The organism is Bartonella sp. B10834G3 (genome assembly GCF_016102505.1).
In the GTDB taxonomy this organism is placed as follows: domain Bacteria; phylum Pseudomonadota; class Alphaproteobacteria; order Rhizobiales; family Rhizobiaceae; genus Bartonella; species Bartonella choladocola.
This window is the reverse complement of record NZ_JACFOM010000002.1, coordinates 43704-67426: the sequence shown is the minus strand read 5'-3', so window position 1 is coordinate 67426 and position 23723 is coordinate 43704. Positions and strand designations below refer to the sequence as shown.

Genomic DNA, 23723 nt, shown 5'->3' with positions numbered 1-23723 from the left:
GATATTTGACAGAAAAGAGAAATGAACGGTTTGGATATGAATTCCCGCTTCTAAAAAGCTGGATGTCATGAATTTTGATAGTGAGGATGTATTTTTCGCCAATGCGCATTATTGAACTATACATCCTGCGGCGTGTTTTTGTTCTGTTTGCAGCAGTTCTGCTAGCGGCTGTCGGTATCAGCTGGACGGTGCAGGTTCTTTCCAGAATCAACTTCCTGACGACAAGTGGCCAGACTGTTTTTACTATTCTTCAATTTTCATCTTTATTTATTCCGTCGGTCATTCCCCTCGTCATTCCCTTCGCTTTGGTTATTGCGATAGCGCAAACCTTATCGACGATGAATCAGGATTCGGAACTCGTAGTTATCAATGCTTCGGGAGCACCAAGGGGAACCGTCTGGAAACCGATTCTCATCCTCGCAGTGCTGGCGGCTTGTTGTTCATTTGTGATTACCAATTTCATCAGCCCGCAGGCGCGTATCACCATGCGGCAAATGATGGCCACAACACATTCCGACCTTATCAATGTTTTTATTCAGGAAGGGAACTTTCGCGAATTAACCGATGATCTTTATATGGAAATTGGCGAACGTCACGATGACGGCACAATCGGGCGGCTTTTTATTGCCGACCAGCGAGACCCTTCTACCGACCTTTATTATTATGCCGTAAACGGTTCTATCGTCAGCAATGATAATGGGGATTTTCTTATCCTTAATAATGGCGAAGTACAAAGACGTGATAATAAGGCCGAAACCGTGTCGATTATCAAGTTCGGCTCTTATACATTCAACCTCAGCGATTTCACCGCGAGTGATGGAACACCGACTATTTTTCCGAAAGATCGCCCGCTCGTCTATTTGTTTCATCCCGATGCCAATGATTCTTATTTTCAAAGGCGTCCGTTACAATATACCGCAGAATTACACCGTCGCTTCACCGATTGGCTTTACCCGATTGTTTTTGCCTTGATTGCTTTGGCAGTGGCAGGTGATGCACGCTCGCAGCGTCAGGCTCGTATTTCGGCATCGTTTTCCGCAATTTCGCTTTCGCTCCTCGTTTATGCGGTCGGCTATTTCTTTGGCGACCGTGCCGACAATGACCTTGGCTATATACCGCTTTTATATATTTTGCCGATCGGCGTTTGCGCTTTCATTGCCTTCCTGTTTATAACGAATCGAAAAATGACACTTCCCGACCGGTTCAGTGACAAACTTCTGACCGGTATGAAGCGGATTAGAGCAAAAATTTTCCGTCACAAACAATCTGATGTCAACGGAGGCGCATCATGATCGGTTGGACCTTGGGACGGTATTTTTTTACAAGATATGTAAAAACCACAATTTATTTTCTGCTCGGAATCTTCGTTCTGTCGCTGCTGATTGATTTCACGATCAATGCCGGGCGACTGGCAGGGCTACCCGGCTATTCGGCATTCGGAGCACTGGCTATCTCGGCACTGCGTATTCCTTTTAATATGCAACAGTTATTTCCGTTTGTTGCTCTGTTTTCGGCAATGGCAACGTTGATTACATTGAACAGAAAAATGGAACTTGTCGTTACGCGCTCTATCGGTGTTTCGGCATGGCAGTTCTTGACGCCTTTGTGTTTCGGCGCATTCTTATTCGGCCTTTTCGGAGTCGTCGTCGTCAATCCGATCGCAGCCTGGGGAACATCGCAGTCGGAAAAAATACTTTCCGAGTGGAAAGGTAAAAATGTCGAGGCAACTGTGGATAACGAACGTGTTCCATGGTTAACGCAAAGAACCGATGTCGGCATTACAACCATAGGTACAAAATCGACTGCTGACGGCGGCTTGACACTGGTGGATACGACCTTCGTCGAATATAATGACGATGCGACAATCAAGGATTGGCTCAATGCCACACGTGCACACCTCACACACGGCTATTGGCTGCTCGAAAGTGGTGCTCGCTACAGGGCTGGCCATGAGCCTGAAAATTTTACAGAATTGAAGATTCCGACAAATCTGAGACCGGAATTTGTCGAAGAAAAATTGGCCGATCCGGCAACCATCCCTTTTTACGATTTGCCCAGAAAAATTGAAATCGCCAGATCATTCGGTTATTCGGCCAATTCGTTCGATATGCAGTTGCAATCTCTGATTGCACTTCCTGCTCTTCTTATTGCGATGACATTGATCGCAGCAACTGTTACATTGAAATTTGTAAGGTTTGGTCAATCACGTACAATGATTTTGGGTGGAATCATTGCCGGGTTCGTGCTTTATGTAGTCACGGTTCTTGTGCAGGCTTTTGGCAAGGCGGCTTATGTGCCACCTGTCATTGCTGCTTGGGTGCCGGTTGTTATTGCGTTATTTTTTGGTATATCCTTTTTGTTGCATAAAGAGGATGGCTAGGTGAGACAATTGACAAGTGGAATGAAAATTTCAAACAGCCTCAGGGCGTTGGCACTCGGTACCGCATTGGGTTGCTCTTTGGGTATAGGCGCAGTTTATGTTGCTTCTGCTCAGGACTTCAGTGCTATGAAAGCCACGCATCAAACTGATCCTAACGCACGTATGTTGCTTTCAGCAGACGAGCTTGTCTATGATCGTGATGCCAATACAGTCACCGCACAAGGCAATGTGCAGATCGAATATGATGGCAACCGCATTGTCGCCCGTAAAGTTGTCTATAACCAGAAAACGAATCGCGTTCTGGCCGAAGGTGATGTTGAAATTGTCCAGCCTGACGGGAGCAAATATTATTCCCAGCAAATAGATATGACCGATGATCTGGGGGAAGGCTTCGTCAATTCTCTCAGAGCCGAAACGCCGGATAACACACGATTTGCAGCAGTGAGTGCCGAACGCAGCGGCGGGCAGATGACTGTCTTCAATCGCGGTGCTTATACTGCCTGCGAACCCTGCTATTATAAGCCCGATAAGGATGTCCTCTGGCAGATTAAAGCGAAAAAGATCATCTGGAATGGCGCGACCAAAACAATGCGTTTCGAGGATAGCCATTTCGAGTTTTTTGGCTTGCCGGTTGCATGGTTTCCGGTTTTTGAAATGCCGGATCCGACAGTCAAACGCAAAACAGGTCTTTTAACCCCGAATTTTGTTTATACGAATGATCTGGGTTTCGGTGTCCGTAATTCCTATTTCTGGAATCTGGCTCCCAATTATGATTTTACACTTTCCGCAACCGGCTACACCAATCAAGGGCTGCTGACCGAAGGCGAATGGCGCCACCGTTTGGAAACCGGTACATATAATATCCGTTTTGCCCATATTTATCAGGCAAATCCTGATGATTTCGACCATGATACGATTGATAGCAATAACGATAATCGTTATATGGTGGCAACCAAAGGTGATTTCCGGATCAATTCCGATTGGACATATGGATGGGATATTCTAGCCCAATCGGATAGAAATTTCAGCCGCACCTATGATCTGGAAGGCTACAAAAACGATGTATTCCGTTCCCAGATCTATTTGGAAGGTCTTGCCGGACGTAACTATTTCGATATGCGCTTTTATCACTTTGAAGTGCAGGATTCGATGCTGAAGGATAATCCAAGCGAACGTTATACACGTCAACCATGGGTTCTTCCCCGCATTGATTATTCTTTTATACCTGACGAAGCAGTCTATGGCGGCGAATTCACCTTCCATGCCAATGTACAATCTATCTACCGTGATAAAGCGGATTTTGCATTTGCCGACTGGCAAGGACGCCCGCTTAATACGGCAAGACTCGCAGGTATGTCCGGAACAGATTTCCGCTTGACCTCCGACGTTGAATGGAAAAGAAGCCTGATTAGTCAAGGCGGTCTGGTGTTTACACCAATTCTGGCATTGCGTGGTGATGGTATAGGTGCGGACGCCCATGGTAATTATGGCGGCTACATGACAGATGGCAGCTATAGCCAGTTGGATATCAAATCGGGTGCTTTCCGCGGAATTGCAACTGCGGGACTGGATTTGCGCTATCCCCTGCTCTTTACTGCCGGTAATTCCACCCATGTCATCGAGCCAATCGCGCAAATTTTCATTCGCAATAATGAACAATATACCGGGCGCCTGCCTAACGAAGATGCCCAAAGCTTTGTCTTTGATGCCACAACATTATTTCAACGCGACAAATTTTCCGGTTATGACCGTGCAGAAGGTGGAACGCGCTCGAATGTCGGTCTGAGATATTCCGGTAACTTCGACAACGGTTGGTCGCTATACGGTCTGGCCGGTCAATCTTTCCAGATTTTCGGGAAAAACTCTTATAACGCCAAAGATTTCGTTAGCGTCGGGGCCGATTCAGGGCTGGAAAGCGCCCGTTCCGATTATGTTGCCATGATCGGTGCAAGCAATGAACATGGTTTTGCAATAGCCTCGCGTGGCCGTTTCGACAATGATTCCGGTTCGATACGGCGCGGCGAAGTAGAAGCTTCACAAAACTGGAAGCGGGTATCGCTTTCCTCGCAATACGCCTATATTCAAAGTCAGCCGGATTATGGCTATGCTCAGGATCGTCAGGAAGTCAGCCTCTATGGCAATTATAAATTCACAGAACATTGGTCGATTCATGCAAATTCGAGTTACGACCTTGTTTCCGATACTTTCGTGAGATTGGGCACGGGCGTGAATTATCTTGACGAATGTTTCGGCTTCAATCTCGGTTATTCTCAAACCCGTAACCCTTGGGAAAACGAGCCAAAGCATACATTCGGCTTTCTGTTGTCTTTCCGTACTGTTGCAGACATCGGCAAGGCCATGTAACAGTGTAAGTCAAGACGAGCGTCTTTTGGTGAATTCATGTTTTTATGATAAGAACAATATATCGATTATTTGTTGAAAAATTGGCAAAAAGCGGAAGCTAGAAACAATGAAGAAGATAAAAAACAGCTCATTGGCATTATGTATTGCGTCGCTCATGGGCGTAACTTTTTTACACAGCAACGCCTTTTGTGCACCACGAGCCCAGCAGGCCGGAGTTTCGGCGCAAACGGCTGTCGCCGTCATTGTTAATGGTAATGCAATTACCAATTATGACATTCAAAGGCGTGCGGCCTTCCTTAAATTGCAAAGAAAAACAGGAAATCTGACTTCGCAAGCCAAGGACGAACTTATTGAAGAAATGCTCAAGCGCGTCGAAATGAAAAAACGCAATATCGACGTTTCGGACGACGAGGTAAACAAGGCATTTATGGGCTTTGCCGAACGAAATCATATGACTGTGGCACAGCTTACAGATATGTTGGGCCAAGCCGGTGTAACAGCCGACCATTTTAAAAATTATATTCGCGTCCAGATGGGATGGGGGCGTTTGGTCAGTGCACGTTATCGCGCCGAGGGCGGAATTATTTCCGAACAGGAAGCCGTACAGCGTATGTTGAAAAACGGTGGCGTTAAACCTACCGCTAACGAATACGAACTGCAGCAAGTTATTTTTGTTGTTCCAAGTGACCGACGCAATGCAATATTGGGAAAAAGGAAGCAGGACGCCGAATTATTCCGCTCGAAATTTTCCGGTTGCAGCAATCTTAAACAACAAGCAACAACTATGCTTGATGTCACTGTGCGTAACCTCGGCCGCGTGCTTGAGCCTCAATTGCCGGAAGAGTGGGAAAAAGCAATCAAGGCAACTCCTGTCGGGCGCATGACCCCACCACAGGAAACTGCAAGGGGCGTTGAAGCGATTGCCGTTTGCAATATTAAAAAGGTTTCGGACGATAAAGTCGCTCAATTGGTCTTTACTATTCAGGACAATGAAAAGTCCGGAGATAAAAAGGCCGAGGACTTAAGTGAAAAATATGTGAAGGAATTGCGGTCAAAAGCCCGCATTGAAAATCCTTGATGCCTGTCCTTGCCGTCAGTAGTGGTGATCCTGCAGGGATCGGGCTGGAAATTGCACTGAAAGCCTGGCAATTACGCCATTTTCGCCAGATACCGGCTTTTTTTGTTCTGGCTGACCCTGATATGGTCGCAAAGACAATTTCATTGTTGAAAATGGATGTCCGCTTTGCGGTTGTCGATATTGACGCGGTCGAGAAAAAATTCGACGCGACTTTCCCGATTGTCGCATTAAATAACCGGCAATCGGCTGAACTGGGGCAACCTTCTTCAAAAAATGCAGCCGGAATTGTGGAAGCAATAGAACGCGGTGTTCGATTTGTTCACTCGAAAAAGGCATGTGCATTGGTTACGTGTCCGATAGCTAAGAAAATTCTTTATGATGCAAGCTTTCATTTTCCCGGCCACACAGAATTTTTAGCCGATCTCGCGGCAAAGCTTGATGGACGGCCTTATAAACCGGTTATGATGCTTGCCGGTCCTGAATTAAAAACCGTTCCGGTAACTGTCCACATTGCTATAAAAGAAGTTCCACACTCTTTAACCAAGGAATTGTTGGTCGAAACAGGGCGTATCGTCGCACGGGATTTATCCGAAAAGTTTGCTATAAAAACTCCACGACTGGCAATAGCCGGCCTTAACCCGCACGCCGGTGAAGGTGGTGCGATGGGGCACGAGGAAGAAACCGTTATCAAACCGGCGATGGACATTTTGCGCTCCGAGGGAATCGAGCTTATTGGTCCACTTCCGTCAGATACCATGTTCAATGCCCGTGCTCGCGAAAATTACGATGCTGCGTTGTGTATGTATCACGATCAGGCATTGATACCGGTTAAAACAATCGGGTTCGATGACACCGTCAACGTCACTCTGGGGCTGCCTTTTGTTCGCACTTCCCCCGATCATGGAACAGCTTTTGATATAGCAGGAAAAGGAATAGCTTCACCTGAAAGCTTCATCGCCGCTTTGAAGCTTGCCGACGAACTTGCAAAAAACACGCACCAGTCATGACAATAGATTCACTCCCTCCTTTACGTGAAGTCATTGAAAAATTCGGCTTGAGTGCAAAAAAATCGCTTGGACAAAATTTTCTGTTCGATCTCAACTTGACCGCAAAAATAGCACGTCAGGCGGGTGACATAGCCGGAAAGCCGGTATTGGAAATAGGACCCGGTCCTGGCGGCTTGACGCGCGCCCTGCTCGCTCAAGGTGCAATTGTGACGGTCATCGAACGCGACACACGTTGCATTGCCGCGTTAGAAGAAATTGCTGGAATCTATCCTGATCGCCTGCGTATTATTTCAGGTGATGCACTTGTCGAAGACTATCAAAGCCTTTTTAATGGCACAGAAAAGCCTGCAATCGTTGCCAATCTTCCATATAATATCGGAACCGAACTTCTGATACGTTGGCTTTCAGCCGAACCTTGGCCGCCTTTTTATAAATCCATGACATTGATGTTTCAAAAAGAAGTGGCCGAACGTATTGTGGCACTCCCCGGTTCCCCGCATTACGGCCGCTTGGGCGTTCTCGCCGGATGGCGCACATATTCGCGCATAATGTTCGATGTTCCAAGACAAGCCTTTACACCTCCCCCTAAAGTAACCTCCTCGATCGTCCACATCATACCGAATAATAATCCGCTTCACTGTAACCTGCATTATCTGGAAAACGTGACCAAAGCGGCATTCGGACAGAGACGCAAAATGCTCCGCCAAAGTCTTAAATCGCTCGGTGGCGAGTCTTTACTTGAAAAAGTGGGAATCGACGGCACAAGAAGAGCCGAAACACTCGATATAAAAGAATTTGTAGACCTTGCCAAAGCCCTTGAAGAACAAGGATAGAGCTTTTACCGCTTCAGAAAAACAACCGCCAGCAGACAAATTCCAGAGAGCACGCTACCCTCACGTTTCTATCAAGCAATATTGTTTGCAAACGATCAATTATTTTCGCTTCTCGAACCAAAACATGAGGCAATATTTTCGTGAAATGTCGCAAAACACCGAAAGGCGATTTATCGGGCAGCGTCATGTATCATTGACACTGCCAATGGCTGATATTCCCGTTCAGACCAAATTATTCCACTTTTTCATTCAATAAGCCATTTATGAAAGAAGTGAGGTAGAGACAGCGGCGTCTTTTCATTGCCTCGGCCAGATGGATGGCTTTTATAAGGGAAAATGACTGTTCGAGATCTTCGTTAATTATTACATAATCATATGATTTATAATGCTCGATCTCTCCTCGTGCATTATGGAGCCTGAGGTCAATCACATCTTTTGAATCTTCTCCACGTCCGGTTAAACGTGATTTCAACTCCTTCATCGAAGGCGGCAAAATAAAGATGGAGACAACATCATTCGGCATTTTTTCCTGTAAATGTCTGGCGCCTTGGTAATCAATGTCGAAAAGCATATCACGGCCTGCGGCGAGAGCTGTATCCACCGTTTCGCGTAATGTACCGTAAAAATGGCCGTGAACTTCCGCCCATTCTATCAATTCGTCATTATCGCGCTTTTTTTTGAATTCTTTTTCGCTGATGAAGTGATAATGGACACCATTAATTTCGCTCGGTCTTGGTTCTCGCGTCGTAACGCTAACCGATAATCCAAGATGACCGTCTTCCAATAATAAACGCGACAATGTGGACTTACCGGCACCCGATGGTGATGAAATCACCAACAATACACCGCGTCGTGTTCCCGCATTTTTCAAATTGAGTTCGCGTTCAGATGTATTTTCCATTGTCCATTCCTTCATTAATCGTCATAAAGCAGTAAAGCCCCAAGCGCCATGACTTTTCATTTATTCAACGTTCTGGATTTGCTCTCGCAACTGGTCAATCACCGCTTTCAATGACAGCCCAATGGTCGAGAGCGAGGCTGTATGCGCCTTCGAGCACAGAGTATTGGCTTCACGGTTGAATTCCTGAGCAAGAAAATCCAGCCTCCGACCGACCGGTTCGTTCAATCCGAGCAAATATCGTGCAGCTTCGACATGTCCATCAAGACGGTCTAGTTCCTCCTGAATGTCGACTTTTGTAGCCAGCAAAACCGCTTCCATTTCCAATCTCTGGCCGTCGAATTTGTCACCGGCTCCGAGAAGACAGTCAATAAGCTCTTTTAACCGGTCTTTTATTGCTTCTTGTGTTCGCGCCGGATCATTGCGTGCTTCATTGACCAGTTTTTCAATATTATCTATCTGGCCTGACAGAATCTTTTGAAGATTGCCCCCTTCTTTTTCGCGGGCAAATTTGAGTTCATTGAGCGCTTTTTCAAATCCGCCCACGATAGCCCGCTTCAGATCCTCGTTTTCGACTGTTTCATTTTCCGGCGTACCGTATTCAAGGATACCTTTCATATTCAACAAGCCGTCGATCGTGGGTTTTTGAATCCCGTATGTCTGTTCGAGTTCGTCGGATAACTTCAATACCCAATCGAGATACTCCCGATTGATTTTCGGGTGGGAATTGCCCGCAGCAAAAGACACATTAAGCGAACAATTTATATTGCCCCTCGAAAAAAACTCGGACGCCTTTTTTTTCAATTCATATTCAATAGTGTCAATGGCAATGGTCGAGTGAAATCTCAAATCCAGATTCCTGCCGTTAACCGAACGCGTTTCCCAAACAATTGTCGCGTTTTCCGCTGTCATCATTGATCGGGAAAATCCTGTCATACTCTGCAATGTCACTAAACTCCTGTTAAATATTGTTGTCCCCTCAAACAACATTTCTGAAAACTAACGGGTGAAAACAGTCATAGAACCTTCCCACGGTGGTGAGACATTCAAACTTTTTACAATTACAGACGGGAAAAGCGATCCTTCGGCAGAACCGGTCTGTGATTTCTGTCGAGCTATGCCGATCGCTGTTTTATTTTCTACAAAATCACATTTCCGCACACCATCTTCAAGCACTTTGGTTTTTAAGTTTTTCCGATTCTCTATTGGTTCAGCGTCCATAATTTTTCAAAATAGCGTGAGACAAACTAATCATTCCCACTTTTATATTATCAGTTAAATCGAGGCAATCGAATTGCATGCAAGAAAAAGGGTCATTTGAATAGTTCACCCGACAAATCATGAACGTACTTTATTTGAGAAAAATGTTTAAAACGCCGTGCTATTTAAAAAGCCGGATTTGATAACGTCTTTCAACTTGAATGCTCGTAAAATGCCGGTAACGAATAATTCGACATCATAGATGCTCTTTATTCGGCAAATCGCAATGTCGACGCAATCCGGTGCGGGTGACCGCCTGCTTGATAAGAGTTTTACAGGTTATTTTTCTGCCTGATTAATTTACTCGTCTTTTTGCAGAGCGCGCCATTTGCGCACATTTGCATTATGCTCATCCAATGTTTTTGAAAAAACATGTCCGCCCGTACCATCAGCAACAAAATAAAGTGCATCCGTTTTAGGTGGATTGGCTACGGCTTCTAACGCGTCTTTTCCTGGGTTTGCAATCGGTGTAGGCGGAAGTCCGTTTATTTTATAAGTGTTATAGGGAGTTTCTTTATCAAGATCGGATTGATAGATCGGCCGGTCGGATGGTTTACCCTTCCCCCCGAACAAACCATAAATGACCGTCGGGTCGGATTGCAGCCGCATATTTTTTTCAAGCCGGTTATAAAAAACCGCTGCCACCTGAGGTCTTTCGGACGGGATGCCGGTTTCTTTTTCGACAATTGAAGCAAGTGTCACAAAATCATTGATATTTTTTATAGGCAAATCGGCACTGCGCTTTGCCCAGATGTCGGCAACCAGTTTCTGCTGGCCTTCCCGTAACCGTTTCACGATCTGTTCACGCGTCGTCCCGCGGGTAAAGTTAACGGTATTTGCCATAAGGCTTCCCTCAGGCGGCAAAACTTTCGGTAAATCGCCGACCAGAATATCATTGGCGGCAAGACGGTCGAAAACTTGCGCCACAGTCAGCCCTTCCGGCACGGTAAATGAATGTTCTATCGATTTTCCATTCACCAGAATGTCCATAATATCTTTCATGGAAGCATGTGCCGGTATGGCATATTCTCCGGCTTTTAAAAGCCGCGCTTTATCCTGATAGCCGACACCGTAAACAAAAATATCTGCCGACCTTATCAAGCCCTGTTTTTCAAGTATGGAAGCAATTTCCCTGATTCCGGAACCTTGACTGATGAGAACCACTTGTTCGGATTCCTGCGGTCCTGCTGCAAGAAACATGTTTTTTCCGACATATATCGGTATCGTGATTGCCAGAATCACCACCAGAACCAGCATCAGGAAGAAATTTCCGAGTATTATAAACGGATTTCGCGCAACTTTGGACCGGCTCGGCTTGGCTTTTATTTTTGCGCCACCATTTTTTTCCGAAGTCGTACCTTTCTCGTTCGGAATGTTGCCGGAATTGTCATTTCCGGAAGGCGTGGGGTTTACCCCTTCGTTTTGCTGCTGATCTCTACCGCCAATTTGCAAGCGCGATGAATGCGCTTCCTCAGGTTCTTCTTCAGGCTCTATCGAAGATTGCTGTAAAGTCGGCAGACTGTTTTGATCTTTCTCGACCTCTCCCTCGGCAACTGGTGCGCTAGCTTGTCCGGAAGGCTGCGTAGCCGGTTCCGCTTGCGAAGGAGTTTGTTTTAATGACGATGCACCGGATTCCGAGGCGAATTGATCCTGTTTTAGCTGTTGCGATTCTTTTTCTGATAAGGATGACCGGGGAAAATTATGGTCGGATGTCATCTTCTTTTCTTCATCAGACATAAGCACACATCCTGTTTGCTACAAATTTCCCGTCATCACCGGTTATCTCAAGATTGCGGCAAAATTTCAAGAATGTAGCGAAAAAGCGAAATATTCCGGAATTTTCATCTATTTTGAAAAACGGCGCATAATCAACGATGCATTGGTTCCGCCAAATCCGAACGAGTTCGATAAAATAGTGTCGATCTTGCGTTCACGCGGTTTATGGGGAACGAGATCTATCTTCGTTTCGACAGACGGATGATCGAGATTGATTGTTGCGGGTGCAATATTGTCGCGGATGGCCAACACACTGAATATAGCTTCGGCAGCACCGGCAGCCCCCAACAGATGGCCTATTGATGATTTTGTAGAAGACATCGAGACTTTCGAGGCATGTGCGCCCATGACACGTTCAACGGCTGCCAGTTCGATTGTATCGGCCATCGTCGATGTTCCGTGTGCATTAATATAATCAATTTCCGAAGGATCGATTCCGGCGCGTTTAATCGCTGCACGCATGCACCGCTCTGCTCCATCACCACTTTCGGAAGGAGCTGTTATATGATAGGCGTCGCCGGACAAACCGTAGCCGATCACTTCTGCATAAATTTTGGCACCACGCTTTTTAGCGTGTTCCAATTCCTCAAGCACAACAACGGCAGAGCCTTCCCCCATAACAAACCCGTCACGGTCTTTATCGTAAGGACGTGAAGCATGTTCGGGGTCATTGTTACGACCGGTTGACAGCGCTTTACAAGCAGCAAATCCGGCCAGAGAAATGCGGTTCACCGGTGATTCAGTGCCGCCGGCAAGCATAACATCAGCATCATCAAGTGCAATCAGCCTTGATGCGTCACCAATCGCGTGCGAGCCTGTCGAGCATGCAGTAACAACAGCGTGGTTAGGGCCGCGCAAGTGGTGTTTGATCGAAACATAACCCGATGCGAGATTGATAAGTCGTCCGGGAATGAAAAATGGTGAAATACGCCTTGGACCTTTGTCCCGCAAAGTATATCCGGCTTCGACTATTCCTTCGACACCGCCAATACCCGAACCGATTATAACTCCGGTACGAATCTGGTCTTCGTCATTCGACGGGTGCCAGCCGGCATCATCTAGTGCTTCGTCCGCCGCTCCCATTGCGTAGAGAATGAACGGATCAACCTTGCGCTGTTCCTTCGGCTCCATATGAAGATCGGCATTGAACGTTCCATCAGTACCGTCACCGAGTGGTATACGGCCGGCAATCTGGCACGGAAGATCATCGACCTCGAACTCGGTTACACGGCGAACGCCGCTTTTACCTTCAAGAAGCCGTTTCCAGCTATGTTCCACGTCGCCGGCCAGTGGAGAAACCAGCCCCAAACCGGTAATGACGACACGTCTCATACTTTCAAATCCCAATCTTAAAAATTAAACCGGATTACTCGTTTATTGGCGAGCAAATATTGGCGAGCAAAAAAGAACAGGAGACAAAAACCGACAAAGGTTTTTGCCTCCTTAAGCAATCAGGCCGAAGCCTTGTCGATAAATTTGACGGCATCGCCAACGGTCAAAATCGTTTCGGCTGCGTCGTCAGGAATTTCTACGTTGAATTCTTCCTCAAAAGCCATGACCAATTCTACGGTGTCAAGACTATCGGCACCAAGATCGTCAATGAAACTTGCGTTTTCGGTTACTTTATCTGCATCAACACCAAGATGTTCGATGACGATTTTCTTGACGCGTTCTGCTGTATCACTCATGTCGGATCCTCGACTTTTGTTGTTTCCCTGCCTTGGTTAGCGGCACGGGCTCATCTAATCAAGCAATAGATGCATTTAACCCTATCATTTTTAGGTTTTCAAATACATCCTGTGGATATCCCCTCAAGGGATCAACCGGCTTTACCCGCCGGCCTTAAAGGCGCCAGTTACCATACTCGGCGCCAAGGCGCAAAGATATTTTAGCAAATTTTGCGTCTTTCTCTTCATTTTGTGCCAGAATTATGTCTTTTTGCTCAAGCAAAAACTATAAAAACATAGCATCCGGCGCAAAATATTGCACTTTTAAAATTGGTGAATACTCATTCGAGTCTTTCACAATCAATCGTCAGATCATCGCCATTCCGCCATTGACGTGCAATGTCTGGCCGGTGACAAAGGAAGCCTCGTCACTTGCAAGATAGATCGCGGCAGCCGCTACATCGTCGCTTGTTCCTATTTTCTTCATAGGAATAGCCGAAATAATTGTTTCCTTTTGCTTGTCGTTAAGTTTGTTGGTCATTGCCGACTCAATAAACCCCGGAGCAATACAATTGACTGTCACATTGCGGCTTGCAATTTCCTGAGCGAGAGATTTCGAGAAACCGATGACGCCGGCTTTGGTTGCACAATAATTGGTTTGACCGGGATTACCGGTAACACCGACAATAGACGAAATATTGATAATGCGCCCATAGCGGCGGCGCATCATCGGGTGGGTCAATGCGCGTGTCAAAAGAAATACCGCTGTCAGGTTGACGGCCAACACATCATCCCAGTCACGGTCGCTCATACGCACGAAAAGTCCGTCACGTGTTATGCCGGCATTATTGACCAGAATATCGATGCCATCCATTTCATTTTCGGCTTTTTCTGCCAATTTTGCAATTTCTTCACGATCGGAAAGATTGGCAGGAAAAACGAAACAATTATCACCCAGCTCTTCGGCAAGAGCTTTCAGCTTTTCCTCGCGTGTGCCATGAAGTCCGACAATAGCGCCCCGTTCATGCAACCGACGTGCAATCGCTTCGCCGATACCACCGCTCGCTCCGGTTACAAGTGCCTTACGCCCTTTAAATTCAAACATCGCCAAATTCCTTAATCATACACCAAGCGCTTTCAGCGCATTGTCAATCTCTTCGGCCGTCCCTACGGTCAGGCCGTGCAAATTCCGGTCGATTCGTCTTGCAAGTCCGGTTAAAACTTTGCCGCTACCGACTTCAAAAAGTGTATCGACCTGATGAGCTGCCAACCATTCCACTGTTTCGCGCCATCTCACGCGGCCTGTGACCTGACGAACGAGCAATTCTATGATTTTTTCCGGATTTGTTTCCGGCTCGACAGAAACATTGGGAATAACCGGCACACTTGGTGCAAGTTTATTCACGTCGAGAAGAGCATCATGCATGGCTTCAGCAGCAGGCTGCATCAAACTGGAATGGAACGGTGCCGAAACAGAAAGCAGAATTGCCCGCTTTGCGCCCTTTTCTGTTGCAAGTTTGACTGCTTCGTTAACAGCTTTTGTCGCGCCTGAAATAACAAGTTGCCCGCCGCCATTATCATTGGCAATTTCGCAAACGCCTTCCCCCAGAACCGAACTGCAAATCTCTGCAACAACGTTTTCTTCAAGGCCGATAATTGCTGCCATGGCCCCCTCGCCTACTGCAACCGCTTCCTGCATGGCATTTCCACGAATTCTCAAAAGGCGCGCAGTATCGGCAAGGCTGAACGTTCCAGCAGCACACAATGCCGAATATTCGCCAAGAGAATGCCCTGCTACGAATGAAACCTTGTTCTTGAGATCAAGTCCGTTTTTTTCGAGCACTCTGATGACAGCCATGGAAACCGCCATCAAAGCCGGTTGTGCATTAGCGGTCAATGTCAAAACATCTTCCGGCCCTTCAAACATAACCGAGGAAAGTTTTTCACCCAAAGCATCATCGACTTCTTCAAATACTGCACGCGCTTCGGAAAATTGTTCCGACAGTGCTTTGCCCATACCAACTGTCTGACTTCCCTGACCGGGAAAGGTAAATGCACAAACCATTAGAGTGTACTCCCTGGCTTAAAAACAAAGATTATCAGGTCTTGGCCTATAAAAGTGCTAAAAGTCAAGCCGGACTTAACGGATCAGGCCTGTAAATCTGTTCCTCTTCCTTTTGGTGAATATGGCAATTCATAAATAAATTTGGGAACAAACGGCATAAGAAATCGCGCTACTATCATAGAAATTACAAGCCCCAGAACGATACCGCCGAAAATATCGGAAGGATAATGGACGCCTGTAAAGACACGCCCCCAACAAGTCAGCAAACCGAGAACAAGACCAATTCTGGCCACCTGTTTATAACGATACCAATATAATGAAAAAACATAGATTGTGAAAATCAAGGCATGATTACTCGGAAAGGAAGCATTTTCCTTGTGTTCGATAAGAGCTTTGACGATTCCTGCCACAAAGGGACGCGGTCGATAGCAAAGTTGTCCGATAATAAAACTGAGGAGAAGCGCTACAGCCACTGAAATCACGATAGAAAGGGCTGCTTGCCTTTCCCCTCGCCCGCCAAAAAACCATAATATAATCAAGTGGAATGGAATGAAATAGATAAGGAATTTCGCACAAACAATGCCCAAATAAGCAATGAGTGTCGGGGTTTGCGGTGTTGCGGCGAAAAAATTGAAAATGAAAATATCGATATTTTCCAGAAAAGCCATTTTGCCTGAACTCCGAAAATTGGCTGTTAAATTTCAATCACTCATATATCGACAATACCATTCTTCCAACCCGAAAACGGTTTTTGTTGTCTTCCTGCTTGCTATTTTTCCAAATACACTGTAAAGACCGCGCGTTCATTGTCGGCATTTGGCCGGGGGTTGAACGGAGGGTCGCCAAACAAGCGACAGGAAACGTTAATGTTTCAAGCCTCCCGTGTCTCCGCTCTCGAATGTCTCGAAACACGCGTCCTTTCTTCTTCGGCTTTAGCCGGAAAGGCAAGTCGCAGAGGCTCTGCGCCGGAGGTCGACAAAGATTAACAGAAGAAAGGCAAAACAATGGCTCTTTATGAACATGTGTTCCTTGCCCGACAGGATATTGCACCGCAACAGGTTGACCAGCTTGTAGAACTCTACAAGGGTGTCATTGAAGCCAATGGCGGCAAAGTCGGGCGTATTGAAAATTGGGGTTTGCGTACGCTGACCTATCGCATTCGCAAGAATCGCAAAGCCTATTACACTTTGATGAACATCGATGCTCCGGCTGCTGCCATTGCAGAAGTCGAACGGCAGATGCGCATCAATGAAGACATTCTCCGTTACATGACGGTTCGCGTTCACGAGCTTGAGGAAGGCCAATCCGCGATGCTTTCGCGTCGCGATCGTGATGAACGTTATGGCAAGGATGATGACCGTCCACGCCGCTCGCGTCGTTCACGTGATGATGATAACAATGAAGGAGATGAATAATGGTTGATATTAGTCAGATCCCGACCCGTCGTCCTTTCCATCGTCGTCGCAAGACCTGCCCGTTTTCAGGTCCGAACGCACCGAAAATCGACTATAAGGATGTGAAACTTCTTCAGCGCTATATTTCCGAGCGCGGCAAGATCGTTCCTTCACGCATTACCGCAGTGAGCCAGAAGAAGCAGCGCGAATTGGCTAAAGCTATCAAGCGCGCCCGTTTCCTTGGCCTTCTGCCTTATGTCGTCAAGTAAGCAATTCCGGCAGCCGGTTTGACCGGCTGCTTCCCCTGCTTTCGGTGCAGGTTTAAATAAAACCGGAGTTGGAGCAATCATCTTGGCCCCTAACTGCAAAGGCAGGACAGCGAATCAATGTTGCAAAAAAAATCCTATACATTTCCGGCGGGTATTTTGGGCGGGCTGTTTGCTGCCGTCCTTGCAACAGCTATTATGAGCTTTTTTCTGGTCTTTCCGCCACTTGCATTGTTACTCGGCTGCTTTATGTCGCTACCGATTTTCATAGTGGCCTTTGGTTGGGGCACGGCTGCCAGCGTCATTTCTCTTGTTACAGCAACAGTCGTTCTGATATTTGCACAAAATTTCTATATCGGGCTTGGCTTTACATTGCTGTTTTTCCTTCCCGCCGTCTATGCATCCTGGCTGTTAGGGCTTGCCGAAATGGACGAGGATGGCCATGCCATCAAGTGGTATCCGCTTTCTTCTGTCATCTTTTTGTTGACCGGCTTCATCTCGATTATTTGTGTTTTCATCGGCACAATACTCTACAACAACCCGACCACGCCGATCATTGCCGGTGAAATTGCCAGTTTTATCGCAAACTCCTTGCGTGAGACCAATTCGGCAAGCGAAGCCGACATCATCACCTTCCACGACTTTCTGGTAACCAATATCGTACCGTTATTATCGAGTAGTCTGTCCACTTACGGCGTGCTCTTTCTCACCGGAAATCTGTATTTTGCGCTTGTCGGTGCGCAACGCATGAAACGACTCGCCCGCCCGCGCGATGACTGGCCGAAAAAATTCCGTCTGCCATTGCCCGCACTTATCATTTTCATTGTCGCCTTCGGGGCCACATTTTTCCAACTGGGGACATTTCTTAATCTATGCGCGTCGGTCTTCAACACGACTTTTACATTGGCAATTTCAATGACCGGACTTGCCTATCTACATAATCTGACGCGCGGCATTAATGGGCGGATTTTTATATTGGGATTCGTCTATGTTTCGCTTTTCACGTTCATATTCACTGTTCCGGTATCCCTCATTCTTCTTTTGATGGGGATATGGACAACCATTCAAGACAGCCGTCAACACGGCAAAATCAAACAATAAATGCAGCTGAAAGGAATTTAAAATGGATGTTATACTTCTCGAACGCATTGCCCGCCTCGGCCAAATGGGTGATACCGTCTCTGTGAAAGACGGCTTTGCACGCAATTTTCTTTTTCCCCAGGGAAAAGCCTTGCGCGCCAATGAAGCAAACAAAAAGAAATTCGAGAACGAAAGAGCCCAATTGGAAGCCCGCAATCTCGAACGCAAGAGCGAGGCCCAGCAAGTTGCCGACAAACTCGATGGCAAGACATTTGTCGTCATTCGCTCTGCCGGTGAAACCGGACAACTCTACGGTTCTGTTTCGACCCGCGACATTGCCGATATTATTACGGCTGAAGGCTTCACAATTATTCGCACGCAGGTAGAACTTAATCACCCGATCAAAACAATCGGCCTGCATAATGTCGCTGTCAATCTTCACCCTGAAGTTCAGGTCAATGTCACCATCAATATTGCCCGTTCTGCTGAAGAAGCCGAACGTCAGGCTGCCGGTGAAGATCTGACTTCGATTGAAGCTATCTACGGCATTGAGGAACAACCGCTCTCGGAAGAAATTTTCGACGAGGAAGGTGCCGAACACGAAGCCGAAAAGAAGGCCGAAGAAAAGACGGAAGAAACCAAAGCCGAATAAGCTTTGAGTCGCCGTTTACGATAACATTGTCTTGAGTGCGACACACCGTCCTAGTGTTTTGGTACAGTTGTTTCTTGACATGTCAAAAAAAAATGAACACACCCGACCCGATGGTCGGGTGTTTTTTTTAAAAATCAGCATTATAAACAGCGCATCGCTTGAAATAGATTTTTAATAGCAATTTAAACGCTTGTTTATGCATAAAAGCGGCCAATTTATTAAATGGAAGATGGGACTCGATAGATGTTTGCTTTATTGAAGACGGCTGCCAGCCACATTATTACTAAAGGTAATTTGACAATTACCGATTCACGTGGGGTCACACACCAGTTCGGCGACCAGACGGGCAAGCCAATTCAAATACGCTTTACATCGGCAAAATGGGAACGTGAAGTTGCCCTCGACCCTGCTTTGAAACTGGGCGAAGCCTATATGGAAGGCGGGTTTATATTTGTTAAAGGCGATATTTACACGCTGCTCGAAACAATTTTTGAAAGCACAGGCCCAATTGCTGAAAATCAACTATGGATGAAAGCATTTTCGTTCATTCGCACTGCTACAAAACGATTCGCGCAGATGAACACATTGCGCCGCTCGGCAAAAAACGTTGAGCATCATTACGATTTATCAGGCAAACTCTATGAATTGTTTCTTGATCCCGATCGCCAGTATTCATGTGGTTATTTTGAAAATCCGCATGTCAGCCTTGCCGAGGCGCAATTAGCCAAGAAGCGCCATCTGGCAGCCAAGTTGCAAGTCAAACAGGGTGAAAAACTTCTTGATATCGGCTGTGGCTGGGGTGGACTTGGTCTCTATTTTGCACGTGTTCTCGGTGCAAATGTTACAGGTGTTACGCTTTCTCACGAACAGCATGGCATTGCCAACCAGCGTGCCAAAGATATGGGACTTTCGGATAAAGCCAAATTTTTGCTTCTTGACTATCGCAAGCTTGATGACAGCTTTGACAAAATTGTTTCAGTGGGAATGTTCGAGCATGTCGGCATCGGCCATTACAAAGAATATTTCGACCATGTCAAAAGATTGATGAAACCCGACGGGCGCTTTGTTCTCCATTCAATCGGCCGTTCAGGCGAACCGGGTGCTACCAATCCATGGATTGCCAAATATATTTTCCCCGGTGGTTATATTCCCTCATTGTCGGAAGTCATTCCGGTTATTGAAAAAAGCGGACTTATCATTACCGATATAGAAATATTGCGTCTGCATTATGCCGAAACATTGAAAGCATGGCGAGAAGCTTTCCTTGCTCATTGGGATGAAGCCAAAGCATTATACGACGAACGTTTCTGTCGCATGTGGGAATTCTATCTTGCCGCATCGGAAAGTGCTTTCCGCTGGCAAGGTATGATGGTTTTCCAGATCCAGCTAGCCCACAAGCAGGATGCAGTTCCTTTAACGCGCGATTATATTACCGAGGAAGAAGCGCGTCTTGAAAAAATTGACGCCGATCCGAATTTGAAAGTGGCAAAAAACAAAAAAAGCAACTGAGGCAATAGGAAAACAGGACAAGGTTAAAGCGCCGGTTTCGCTGAAAATGCCCTGTAAAAATCCGTTCTCTTGAAATGAAATTCCGTGAATCAACTAAAACGACAAGTTCGTGAAAATGCGGATATTTCAACATTCAAAGTGATTGTCATTCCGGTTGTCGAAACAATTTCTTTTTGAAGAAAAATGCCATATATGGCCGGATGTGTGGCATTTTTAAAAAATACAAAATTTATATTTTCTCTTCCGGAATGTGAATCCATTTCCGGCAGACGGGATTTTAATATTTAAAACGCACGGAAATCCGGTTCATTTGCCATTTCTTTTTCCGGCTGGTAATAGATTGAAAAATCTGGCAATCGGGTAAAACCTTGTTAATGGAGAAAAAAAAGTGGCAGTCCCTACCCACAATGGTGTACAGTAACAGGGGTTTCCAATTAAACAAAATTCAGGCGAGCAGCAATAGACTCATGTCAGAAGCAAAAGTTCTCAATATCGGGCAAACCAATGGTGATGAGACACTCCCGTTCAGGCAGATTCCGCATAATATCGAAGCTGAACAGGCTCTTCTTGGGGCAATTCTCATCAATAATGATGCACTTGACCGTGTGTCCGATTTTTTAAAGCCTGAACATTTTTTCGAGCCATTACATCAAACGATTTTTGCCGTTTTGAGCGAATTTATTAAAAACGGCAAGCATGCCGATCCCGTTACAATCAAACCGTTTATTCCGGCTAATGAAAAAATCGGCGACATGACGGTCTTTAGTTACGTTGTCCGCATGGCAACAGAAGCCGTCACCATCATCAATGCAGAAGATTATGGCCGCGCCATTTATGACCTTTATACACGTCGCTCTTTGATTGATCTGGGAAATGAGATCGTCAATACCGCATATGATGCGCCGATTGACCTTACTCCTTCAAAACAAATCGAAAATGTCGAGCAAAAACTGTTCACACTGGCCGAAACCGGTAAATATGGCGGCGGCTTTGAAAGTTTCGATGATGCTGTAAAAAAAGCGATCGATATGGCGGGAGCTGCAAAAAAGCGCACTTCCCGACTGTCTGGTATTCCCACACAGCTCAAAAAGCTCGACGAGCAAATGGGTGGTTTGCAACGTTCCGACCTTATCATCCTTGCCGGTCGTCCGGGCATGGGTAAAACGTCACTTGCCACCAATATCGCCTTCAACATTGCCAATGCCTTTATCAAAGCGAAAGAAAACAAACTTCCGGAAGAAGAAAATGAAGGCGGAATCGTCGGTTTTTTCTCGCTCGAAATGTCATCGGAACAATTGGCAACGCGTATTATTTCCGAACAGGCGGAAGTCTCTTCTTCCAAAATCCGCCGTGGCGATATTACCGAAGATCAATTCGCAAAACTGCTTCATTCGATGACAAGATTGCAGAAAGCGCCACTTTATATCGACCAGACAGGTGGCATTTCCATTGCACAACTTTCAGCCCGCGCGCGGCGGCTTAAACGCCAGCATGGGCTTGATGTTCTGGTCATTGACTATGTGCAATTGATGACCGGCGTCTCGAAACGCGCGTCGGAAAACCGCGTGCAGGAAATTACCGAAATCACGACCGGTTTGAAGGCTCTTGCCAAAGAACTCAATATCCCGATCATTGCATTGTCGCAGCTTTCCCGTCAGGTTGAAGCGCGTGATGACAAACACCCGCAACTTTCCGATCTTCGTGAATCGGGATCTATCGAACAGGATGCCGATGTCGTGCTGTTTGTTTATCGTGACGAATATTATATCAGAAACAAAGAGCCGAAGCTTGGCAGTGAAGAACATTTGAAATGGCAAGCCGAGATGGATGAAGTCTTTGGCAAGGCCGAAGTGATTGTGGCGAAACAGCGTCATGGTCCGACAGGAACTGTAAGATTGGCATTTCAGTCCGAATATACGCGCTTTTCCGATCTTGCTGAAAGTGACAAGCTACCAGAGCAATTCGGCTGATCTCTATGGCAAAAACACGCACCCAGTTTGTCTGTCAAAATTGCGGCACGGTCTATTCCCGGTGGGCGGGAAAATGCGATGCATGTGGCGAATGGAACACCATTGTCGAAGAAGGAACGAGCGGCGGTATTGGCGGCGGGCCTGCCAAAAGCAGCCGTAAAGGGCGCGTCGTTGCCCTCACTTCGCTTTCCGGCTCTATTGAAGACGCACCGCGGATAAAATCGGGAATCGCCGAACTTGATCGTGTGACAGGTGGCGGTTTTGTGAGAGGCTCGGCACTTCTTGTAGGCGGTGATCCGGGAATTGGAAAATCGACACTTCTAACGCAAGCCGCAGCAGCGCTTGCCCGTCAAGGCTGTCATGTTATCTATGTTTCCGGTGAAGAAGCGGTGGCGCAGATCCGCTTGCGTGCACAACGTTTGGGTGCTGCCAACACAACTGTGGAGCTTGCTGCCGAAACCAATGTCGAAGATATTCTTGCAACGCTCACAAATGCCAAAAAGCCTGATCTCGTCATCATCGATTCTATACAGACGCTTTGGTCCGAGGCGGTCGATTCTTCTCCGGGAACAGTAACGCAGGTGAGAACCGGTGCGCAGGCGATGATACGCTTTGCCAAAAAAACGGGGGCAGCAGTTGTCCTTGTTGGTCATGTCACAAAAGACGGGCAAATTGCGGGCCCTCGCGTTGTCGAACATATGGTTGACGCGGTGCTTTATTTCGAGGGTGAAGGCGGACACCAGTACAGAATTTTAAGAACCGTGAAAAACCGCTTTGGCCCGACTGATGAAATCGGTGTTTTTGAAATGTCGGATCATGGCTTGCGGGAAGTCAATAATCCATCCGAACTATTTCTTGGAGAACGCAACAGCAATGCGCCCGGTGCGGCGGTTTTTGCGGGCATGGAGGGGACAAGGCCGATCCTTGTCGAAATACAGGCTTTGGTTGCGCCAACTTCCCTTGGTACGCCAAGACGCGCAGTTGTTGGATGGGACAGCAACCGGCTTTCCATGATTCTTGCGGTTCTTGAAGCCCATTGCGGTGTCCGTTTCGGGCAACATGATGTTTATCTCAATGTTGCTGGCGGATACCGCATTTCCGAACCCGCCGCCGATCTTGCAGTTGCGGCAGCTCTTGTTTCTTCTCTTGCCGGAATAACGCTGCCTCAAAACTATGTCTTTTTTGGCGAAGTCAGTTTGTCGGGAGCGGTGCGTGCCGTTTCCCATTCCGGACAAAGATTGAAGGAAGCTGAAAAACTCGGATTTAAAGGCGCAATTTTGCCATCGGGTACGAGCGAGACCATCAAATCGCCCTCTTTCAGGCAGAGAAGCTTTGGCGACTTGCCCGAACTTGTTGCAGCAATTGCTTCCGGAAAAAGGCGTGCCTCGCCCCCGACACAGAATTGACTTTGTGGACAAAAAGCGGGCTTACCACTTTTAAATAAAGGGAAATATTGATATTGGTTTTCCAAACTGGCATTGAAGACGTAATTGACGACACTGTCATTATATTTTGCCGATCGAA

Annotated in this window: 22 protein-coding genes; 13 read left to right on the top strand and 9 right to left on the bottom strand. The window is 46.6% G+C overall.

The genetic code is table 11. The features are described 5' to 3' along the window. Nucleotides 1–101 precede the first annotated feature (101 nt). From lptF to rsmA, 6 genes are all read left to right on the top strand, one after another. The gene (lptF, locus tag H3S94_RS05695; RefSeq protein ID WP_077994497.1) at nucleotides 102–1292 is read left to right on the top strand and encodes an LPS export ABC transporter permease LptF; all 1191 of its coding nucleotides are present in this window, start codon (nucleotides 102–104) and stop codon (nucleotides 1290–1292) included. After that, entirely contained in the window at nucleotides 1289–2380 is a 1092-nt protein-coding gene (gene lptG, locus H3S94_RS05690; RefSeq protein WP_198240532.1) for an LPS export ABC transporter permease LptG, read from the top strand. Before lptF ends, lptG begins: the two co-directional genes overlap by 4 nt. Then, a complete protein-coding gene (locus tag H3S94_RS05685; RefSeq protein ID WP_369805710.1) occupies nucleotides 2381–4744 on the top strand; it encodes an LPS-assembly protein LptD in 2364 nt (787 codons plus the stop codon). Nucleotides 4745–4850: 106 nt separating this feature from the next. Then, nucleotides 4851–5822: a peptidylprolyl isomerase gene (locus H3S94_RS05680; RefSeq protein ID WP_198240531.1), complete on the top strand. Its 972-nt coding sequence runs from the start codon at nucleotides 4851–4853 to the stop codon at nucleotides 5820–5822. Further along, the gene (gene pdxA, locus H3S94_RS05675; RefSeq protein ID WP_198240530.1) at nucleotides 5822–6829 is read left to right on the top strand and encodes a 4-hydroxythreonine-4-phosphate dehydrogenase PdxA; all 1008 of its coding nucleotides are present in this window, start codon (nucleotides 5822–5824) and stop codon (nucleotides 6827–6829) included. The genes H3S94_RS05680 and pdxA overlap by 1 nt, the downstream gene beginning before the upstream one ends. Further along, nucleotides 6826–7662: a 16S rRNA (adenine(1518)-N(6)/adenine(1519)-N(6))-dimethyltransferase RsmA gene (gene rsmA, locus H3S94_RS05670; RefSeq protein WP_198240529.1), complete on the top strand. Its 837-nt coding sequence runs from the start codon at nucleotides 6826–6828 to the stop codon at nucleotides 7660–7662. The genes pdxA and rsmA overlap by 4 nt, the downstream gene beginning before the upstream one ends. Before the next feature lie 232 nt (nucleotides 7663–7894). Here the strand turns inward: rsmA and gmk are convergent, their stop codons facing one another. From gmk to H3S94_RS05625, 9 genes are all read right to left on the bottom strand, one after another. Then, on the bottom strand, nucleotides 7895–8563 hold the full coding sequence (gene gmk / locus H3S94_RS05665) for a guanylate kinase (protein ID WP_198240528.1): 669 nt from the start codon (nucleotides 8561–8563) through the stop codon (nucleotides 7895–7897). A 60-nt stretch (nucleotides 8564–8623) separates the two neighbouring features. Next, nucleotides 8624–9511, bottom strand: coding sequence for a YicC/YloC family endoribonuclease (locus tag H3S94_RS05660; RefSeq protein WP_198240527.1), 888 nt, complete (start codon nucleotides 9509–9511; stop codon nucleotides 8624–8626). Nucleotides 9512–9559: 48 nt separating this feature from the next. Then, complete coding sequence (locus tag H3S94_RS05655; RefSeq protein ID WP_198240526.1) at nucleotides 9560–9781, bottom strand: hypothetical protein; 222 nt, start codon at nucleotides 9779–9781, stop codon at nucleotides 9560–9562. Between the two features lie 339 nt (nucleotides 9782–10120). Further along, nucleotides 10121–11338: an endolytic transglycosylase MltG gene (mltG, locus tag H3S94_RS05650; RefSeq protein WP_369805736.1), complete on the bottom strand. Its 1218-nt coding sequence runs from the start codon at nucleotides 11336–11338 to the stop codon at nucleotides 10121–10123. A gap of 327 nt (nucleotides 11339–11665) precedes the next feature. Continuing rightward, nucleotides 11666–12928 (bottom strand): beta-ketoacyl-ACP synthase II, encoded by a 1263-nt coding sequence (gene fabF, locus H3S94_RS05645; RefSeq protein ID WP_198240525.1) that lies wholly within the window; start codon nucleotides 12926–12928, stop codon nucleotides 11666–11668. A gap of 119 nt (nucleotides 12929–13047) precedes the next feature. Further along, complete coding sequence (locus H3S94_RS05640; protein WP_077991719.1) at nucleotides 13048–13284, bottom strand: acyl carrier protein; 237 nt, start codon at nucleotides 13282–13284, stop codon at nucleotides 13048–13050. A 346-nt stretch (nucleotides 13285–13630) separates the two neighbouring features. Then, the gene (gene fabG, locus H3S94_RS05635) at nucleotides 13631–14368 is read right to left on the bottom strand and encodes a 3-oxoacyl-[acyl-carrier-protein] reductase (protein WP_198240524.1); all 738 of its coding nucleotides are present in this window, start codon (nucleotides 14366–14368) and stop codon (nucleotides 13631–13633) included. A 15-nt stretch (nucleotides 14369–14383) separates the two neighbouring features. Further along, nucleotides 14384–15328: an ACP S-malonyltransferase gene (fabD, locus tag H3S94_RS05630; RefSeq protein WP_077991715.1), complete on the bottom strand. Its 945-nt coding sequence runs from the start codon at nucleotides 15326–15328 to the stop codon at nucleotides 14384–14386. Nucleotides 15329–15411: 83 nt separating this feature from the next. Next, nucleotides 15412–15996 (bottom strand): undecaprenyl-diphosphatase, encoded by a 585-nt coding sequence (locus H3S94_RS05625; protein WP_198240523.1) that lies wholly within the window; start codon nucleotides 15994–15996, stop codon nucleotides 15412–15414. 336 nt (nucleotides 15997–16332) lie between these two features. Between H3S94_RS05625 and rpsF the strand changes: the two genes are divergently transcribed. The 7 genes from rpsF (at nucleotide 16333) to radA (ending at nucleotide 23605) form a co-directional block, all read left to right on the top strand. Beyond that, complete coding sequence (gene rpsF / locus H3S94_RS05620; protein WP_077991711.1) at nucleotides 16333–16743, top strand: 30S ribosomal protein S6; 411 nt, start codon at nucleotides 16333–16335, stop codon at nucleotides 16741–16743. Next, entirely contained in the window at nucleotides 16743–16991 is a 249-nt protein-coding gene (gene rpsR / locus H3S94_RS05615; protein ID WP_075870048.1) for a 30S ribosomal protein S18, read from the top strand. The genes rpsF and rpsR overlap by 1 nt, the downstream gene beginning before the upstream one ends. A 117-nt stretch (nucleotides 16992–17108) precedes the next feature. Next, complete coding sequence (locus tag H3S94_RS05610; protein WP_198240522.1) at nucleotides 17109–18089, top strand: hypothetical protein; 981 nt, start codon at nucleotides 17109–17111, stop codon at nucleotides 18087–18089. A gap of 22 nt (nucleotides 18090–18111) precedes the next feature. Beyond that, complete coding sequence (gene rplI / locus H3S94_RS05605; protein ID WP_077991708.1) at nucleotides 18112–18720, top strand: 50S ribosomal protein L9; 609 nt, start codon at nucleotides 18112–18114, stop codon at nucleotides 18718–18720. 243 nt (nucleotides 18721–18963) lie between these two features. Further along, nucleotides 18964–20229: a cyclopropane-fatty-acyl-phospholipid synthase family protein gene (locus H3S94_RS05600; RefSeq protein ID WP_198230935.1), complete on the top strand. Its 1266-nt coding sequence runs from the start codon at nucleotides 18964–18966 to the stop codon at nucleotides 20227–20229. Between the two features lie 467 nt (nucleotides 20230–20696). Then, complete coding sequence (locus H3S94_RS05595) at nucleotides 20697–22199, top strand: replicative DNA helicase (protein WP_077991705.1); 1503 nt, start codon at nucleotides 20697–20699, stop codon at nucleotides 22197–22199. A 5-nt stretch (nucleotides 22200–22204) separates the two neighbouring features. Beyond that, nucleotides 22205–23605 carry a DNA repair protein RadA gene (gene radA / locus H3S94_RS05590; RefSeq protein ID WP_077991703.1) on the top strand — a complete coding sequence of 467 codons (1401 nt, stop codon included), beginning with the start codon at nucleotides 22205–22207 and terminating at the stop codon, nucleotides 23603–23605. The last annotated feature ends 118 nt before the right edge of the window (nucleotides 23606–23723 follow it).

Excerpts from the sequence above, each read along its gene's own strand:
- fabF (WP_198240525.1), bottom strand. The coding sequence starts at position 12,928 with ATGAGACGTGTCGTCATTACCGGTTTGGGGCTGGTTTCTCCACTGGCC.
- gmk (WP_198240528.1), bottom strand. The coding sequence starts at position 8,563 with ATGGAAAATACATCTGAACGCGAACTCAATTTGAAAAATGCGGGAACA.
- H3S94_RS05680 (WP_198240531.1), top strand. The coding sequence starts at position 4,851 with ATGAAGAAGATAAAAAACAGCTCATTGGCATTATGTATTGCGTCGCTC.
- H3S94_RS05600 (WP_198230935.1), top strand. The coding sequence starts at position 18,964 with ATGTTTGCTTTATTGAAGACGGCTGCCAGCCACATTATTACTAAAGGT.
- H3S94_RS05595 (WP_077991705.1), top strand. The coding sequence starts at position 20,697 with ATGTCAGAAGCAAAAGTTCTCAATATCGGGCAAACCAATGGTGATGAG.
- pdxA (WP_198240530.1), top strand. The coding sequence starts at position 5,822 with ATGCCTGTCCTTGCCGTCAGTAGTGGTGATCCTGCAGGGATCGGGCTG.
- rsmA (WP_198240529.1), top strand. The coding sequence starts at position 6,826 with ATGACAATAGATTCACTCCCTCCTTTACGTGAAGTCATTGAAAAATTC.
- H3S94_RS05640 (WP_077991719.1), bottom strand. The coding sequence starts at position 13,284 with ATGAGTGATACAGCAGAACGCGTCAAGAAAATCGTCATCGAACATCTT.
- H3S94_RS05655 (WP_198240526.1), bottom strand. The coding sequence starts at position 9,781 with ATGGACGCTGAACCAATAGAGAATCGGAAAAACTTAAAAACCAAAGTG.
- radA (WP_077991703.1), top strand. The coding sequence starts at position 22,205 with ATGGCAAAAACACGCACCCAGTTTGTCTGTCAAAATTGCGGCACGGTC.
- lptG (WP_198240532.1), top strand. The coding sequence starts at position 1,289 with ATGATCGGTTGGACCTTGGGACGGTATTTTTTTACAAGATATGTAAAA.
- rpsF (WP_077991711.1), top strand. The coding sequence starts at position 16,333 with ATGGCTCTTTATGAACATGTGTTCCTTGCCCGACAGGATATTGCACCG.
- rplI (WP_077991708.1), top strand. The coding sequence starts at position 18,112 with ATGGATGTTATACTTCTCGAACGCATTGCCCGCCTCGGCCAAATGGGT.
- lptF (WP_077994497.1), top strand. The coding sequence starts at position 102 with ATGCGCATTATTGAACTATACATCCTGCGGCGTGTTTTTGTTCTGTTT.
- H3S94_RS05610 (WP_198240522.1), top strand. The coding sequence starts at position 17,109 with ATGTTGCAAAAAAAATCCTATACATTTCCGGCGGGTATTTTGGGCGGG.
- fabG (WP_198240524.1), bottom strand. The coding sequence starts at position 14,368 with ATGTTTGAATTTAAAGGGCGTAAGGCACTTGTAACCGGAGCGAGCGGT.
- rpsR (WP_075870048.1), top strand. The coding sequence starts at position 16,743 with ATGGTTGATATTAGTCAGATCCCGACCCGTCGTCCTTTCCATCGTCGT.
- fabD (WP_077991715.1), bottom strand. The coding sequence starts at position 15,328 with ATGGTTTGTGCATTTACCTTTCCCGGTCAGGGAAGTCAGACAGTTGGT.
- H3S94_RS05625 (WP_198240523.1), bottom strand. The coding sequence starts at position 15,996 with ATGGCTTTTCTGGAAAATATCGATATTTTCATTTTCAATTTTTTCGCC.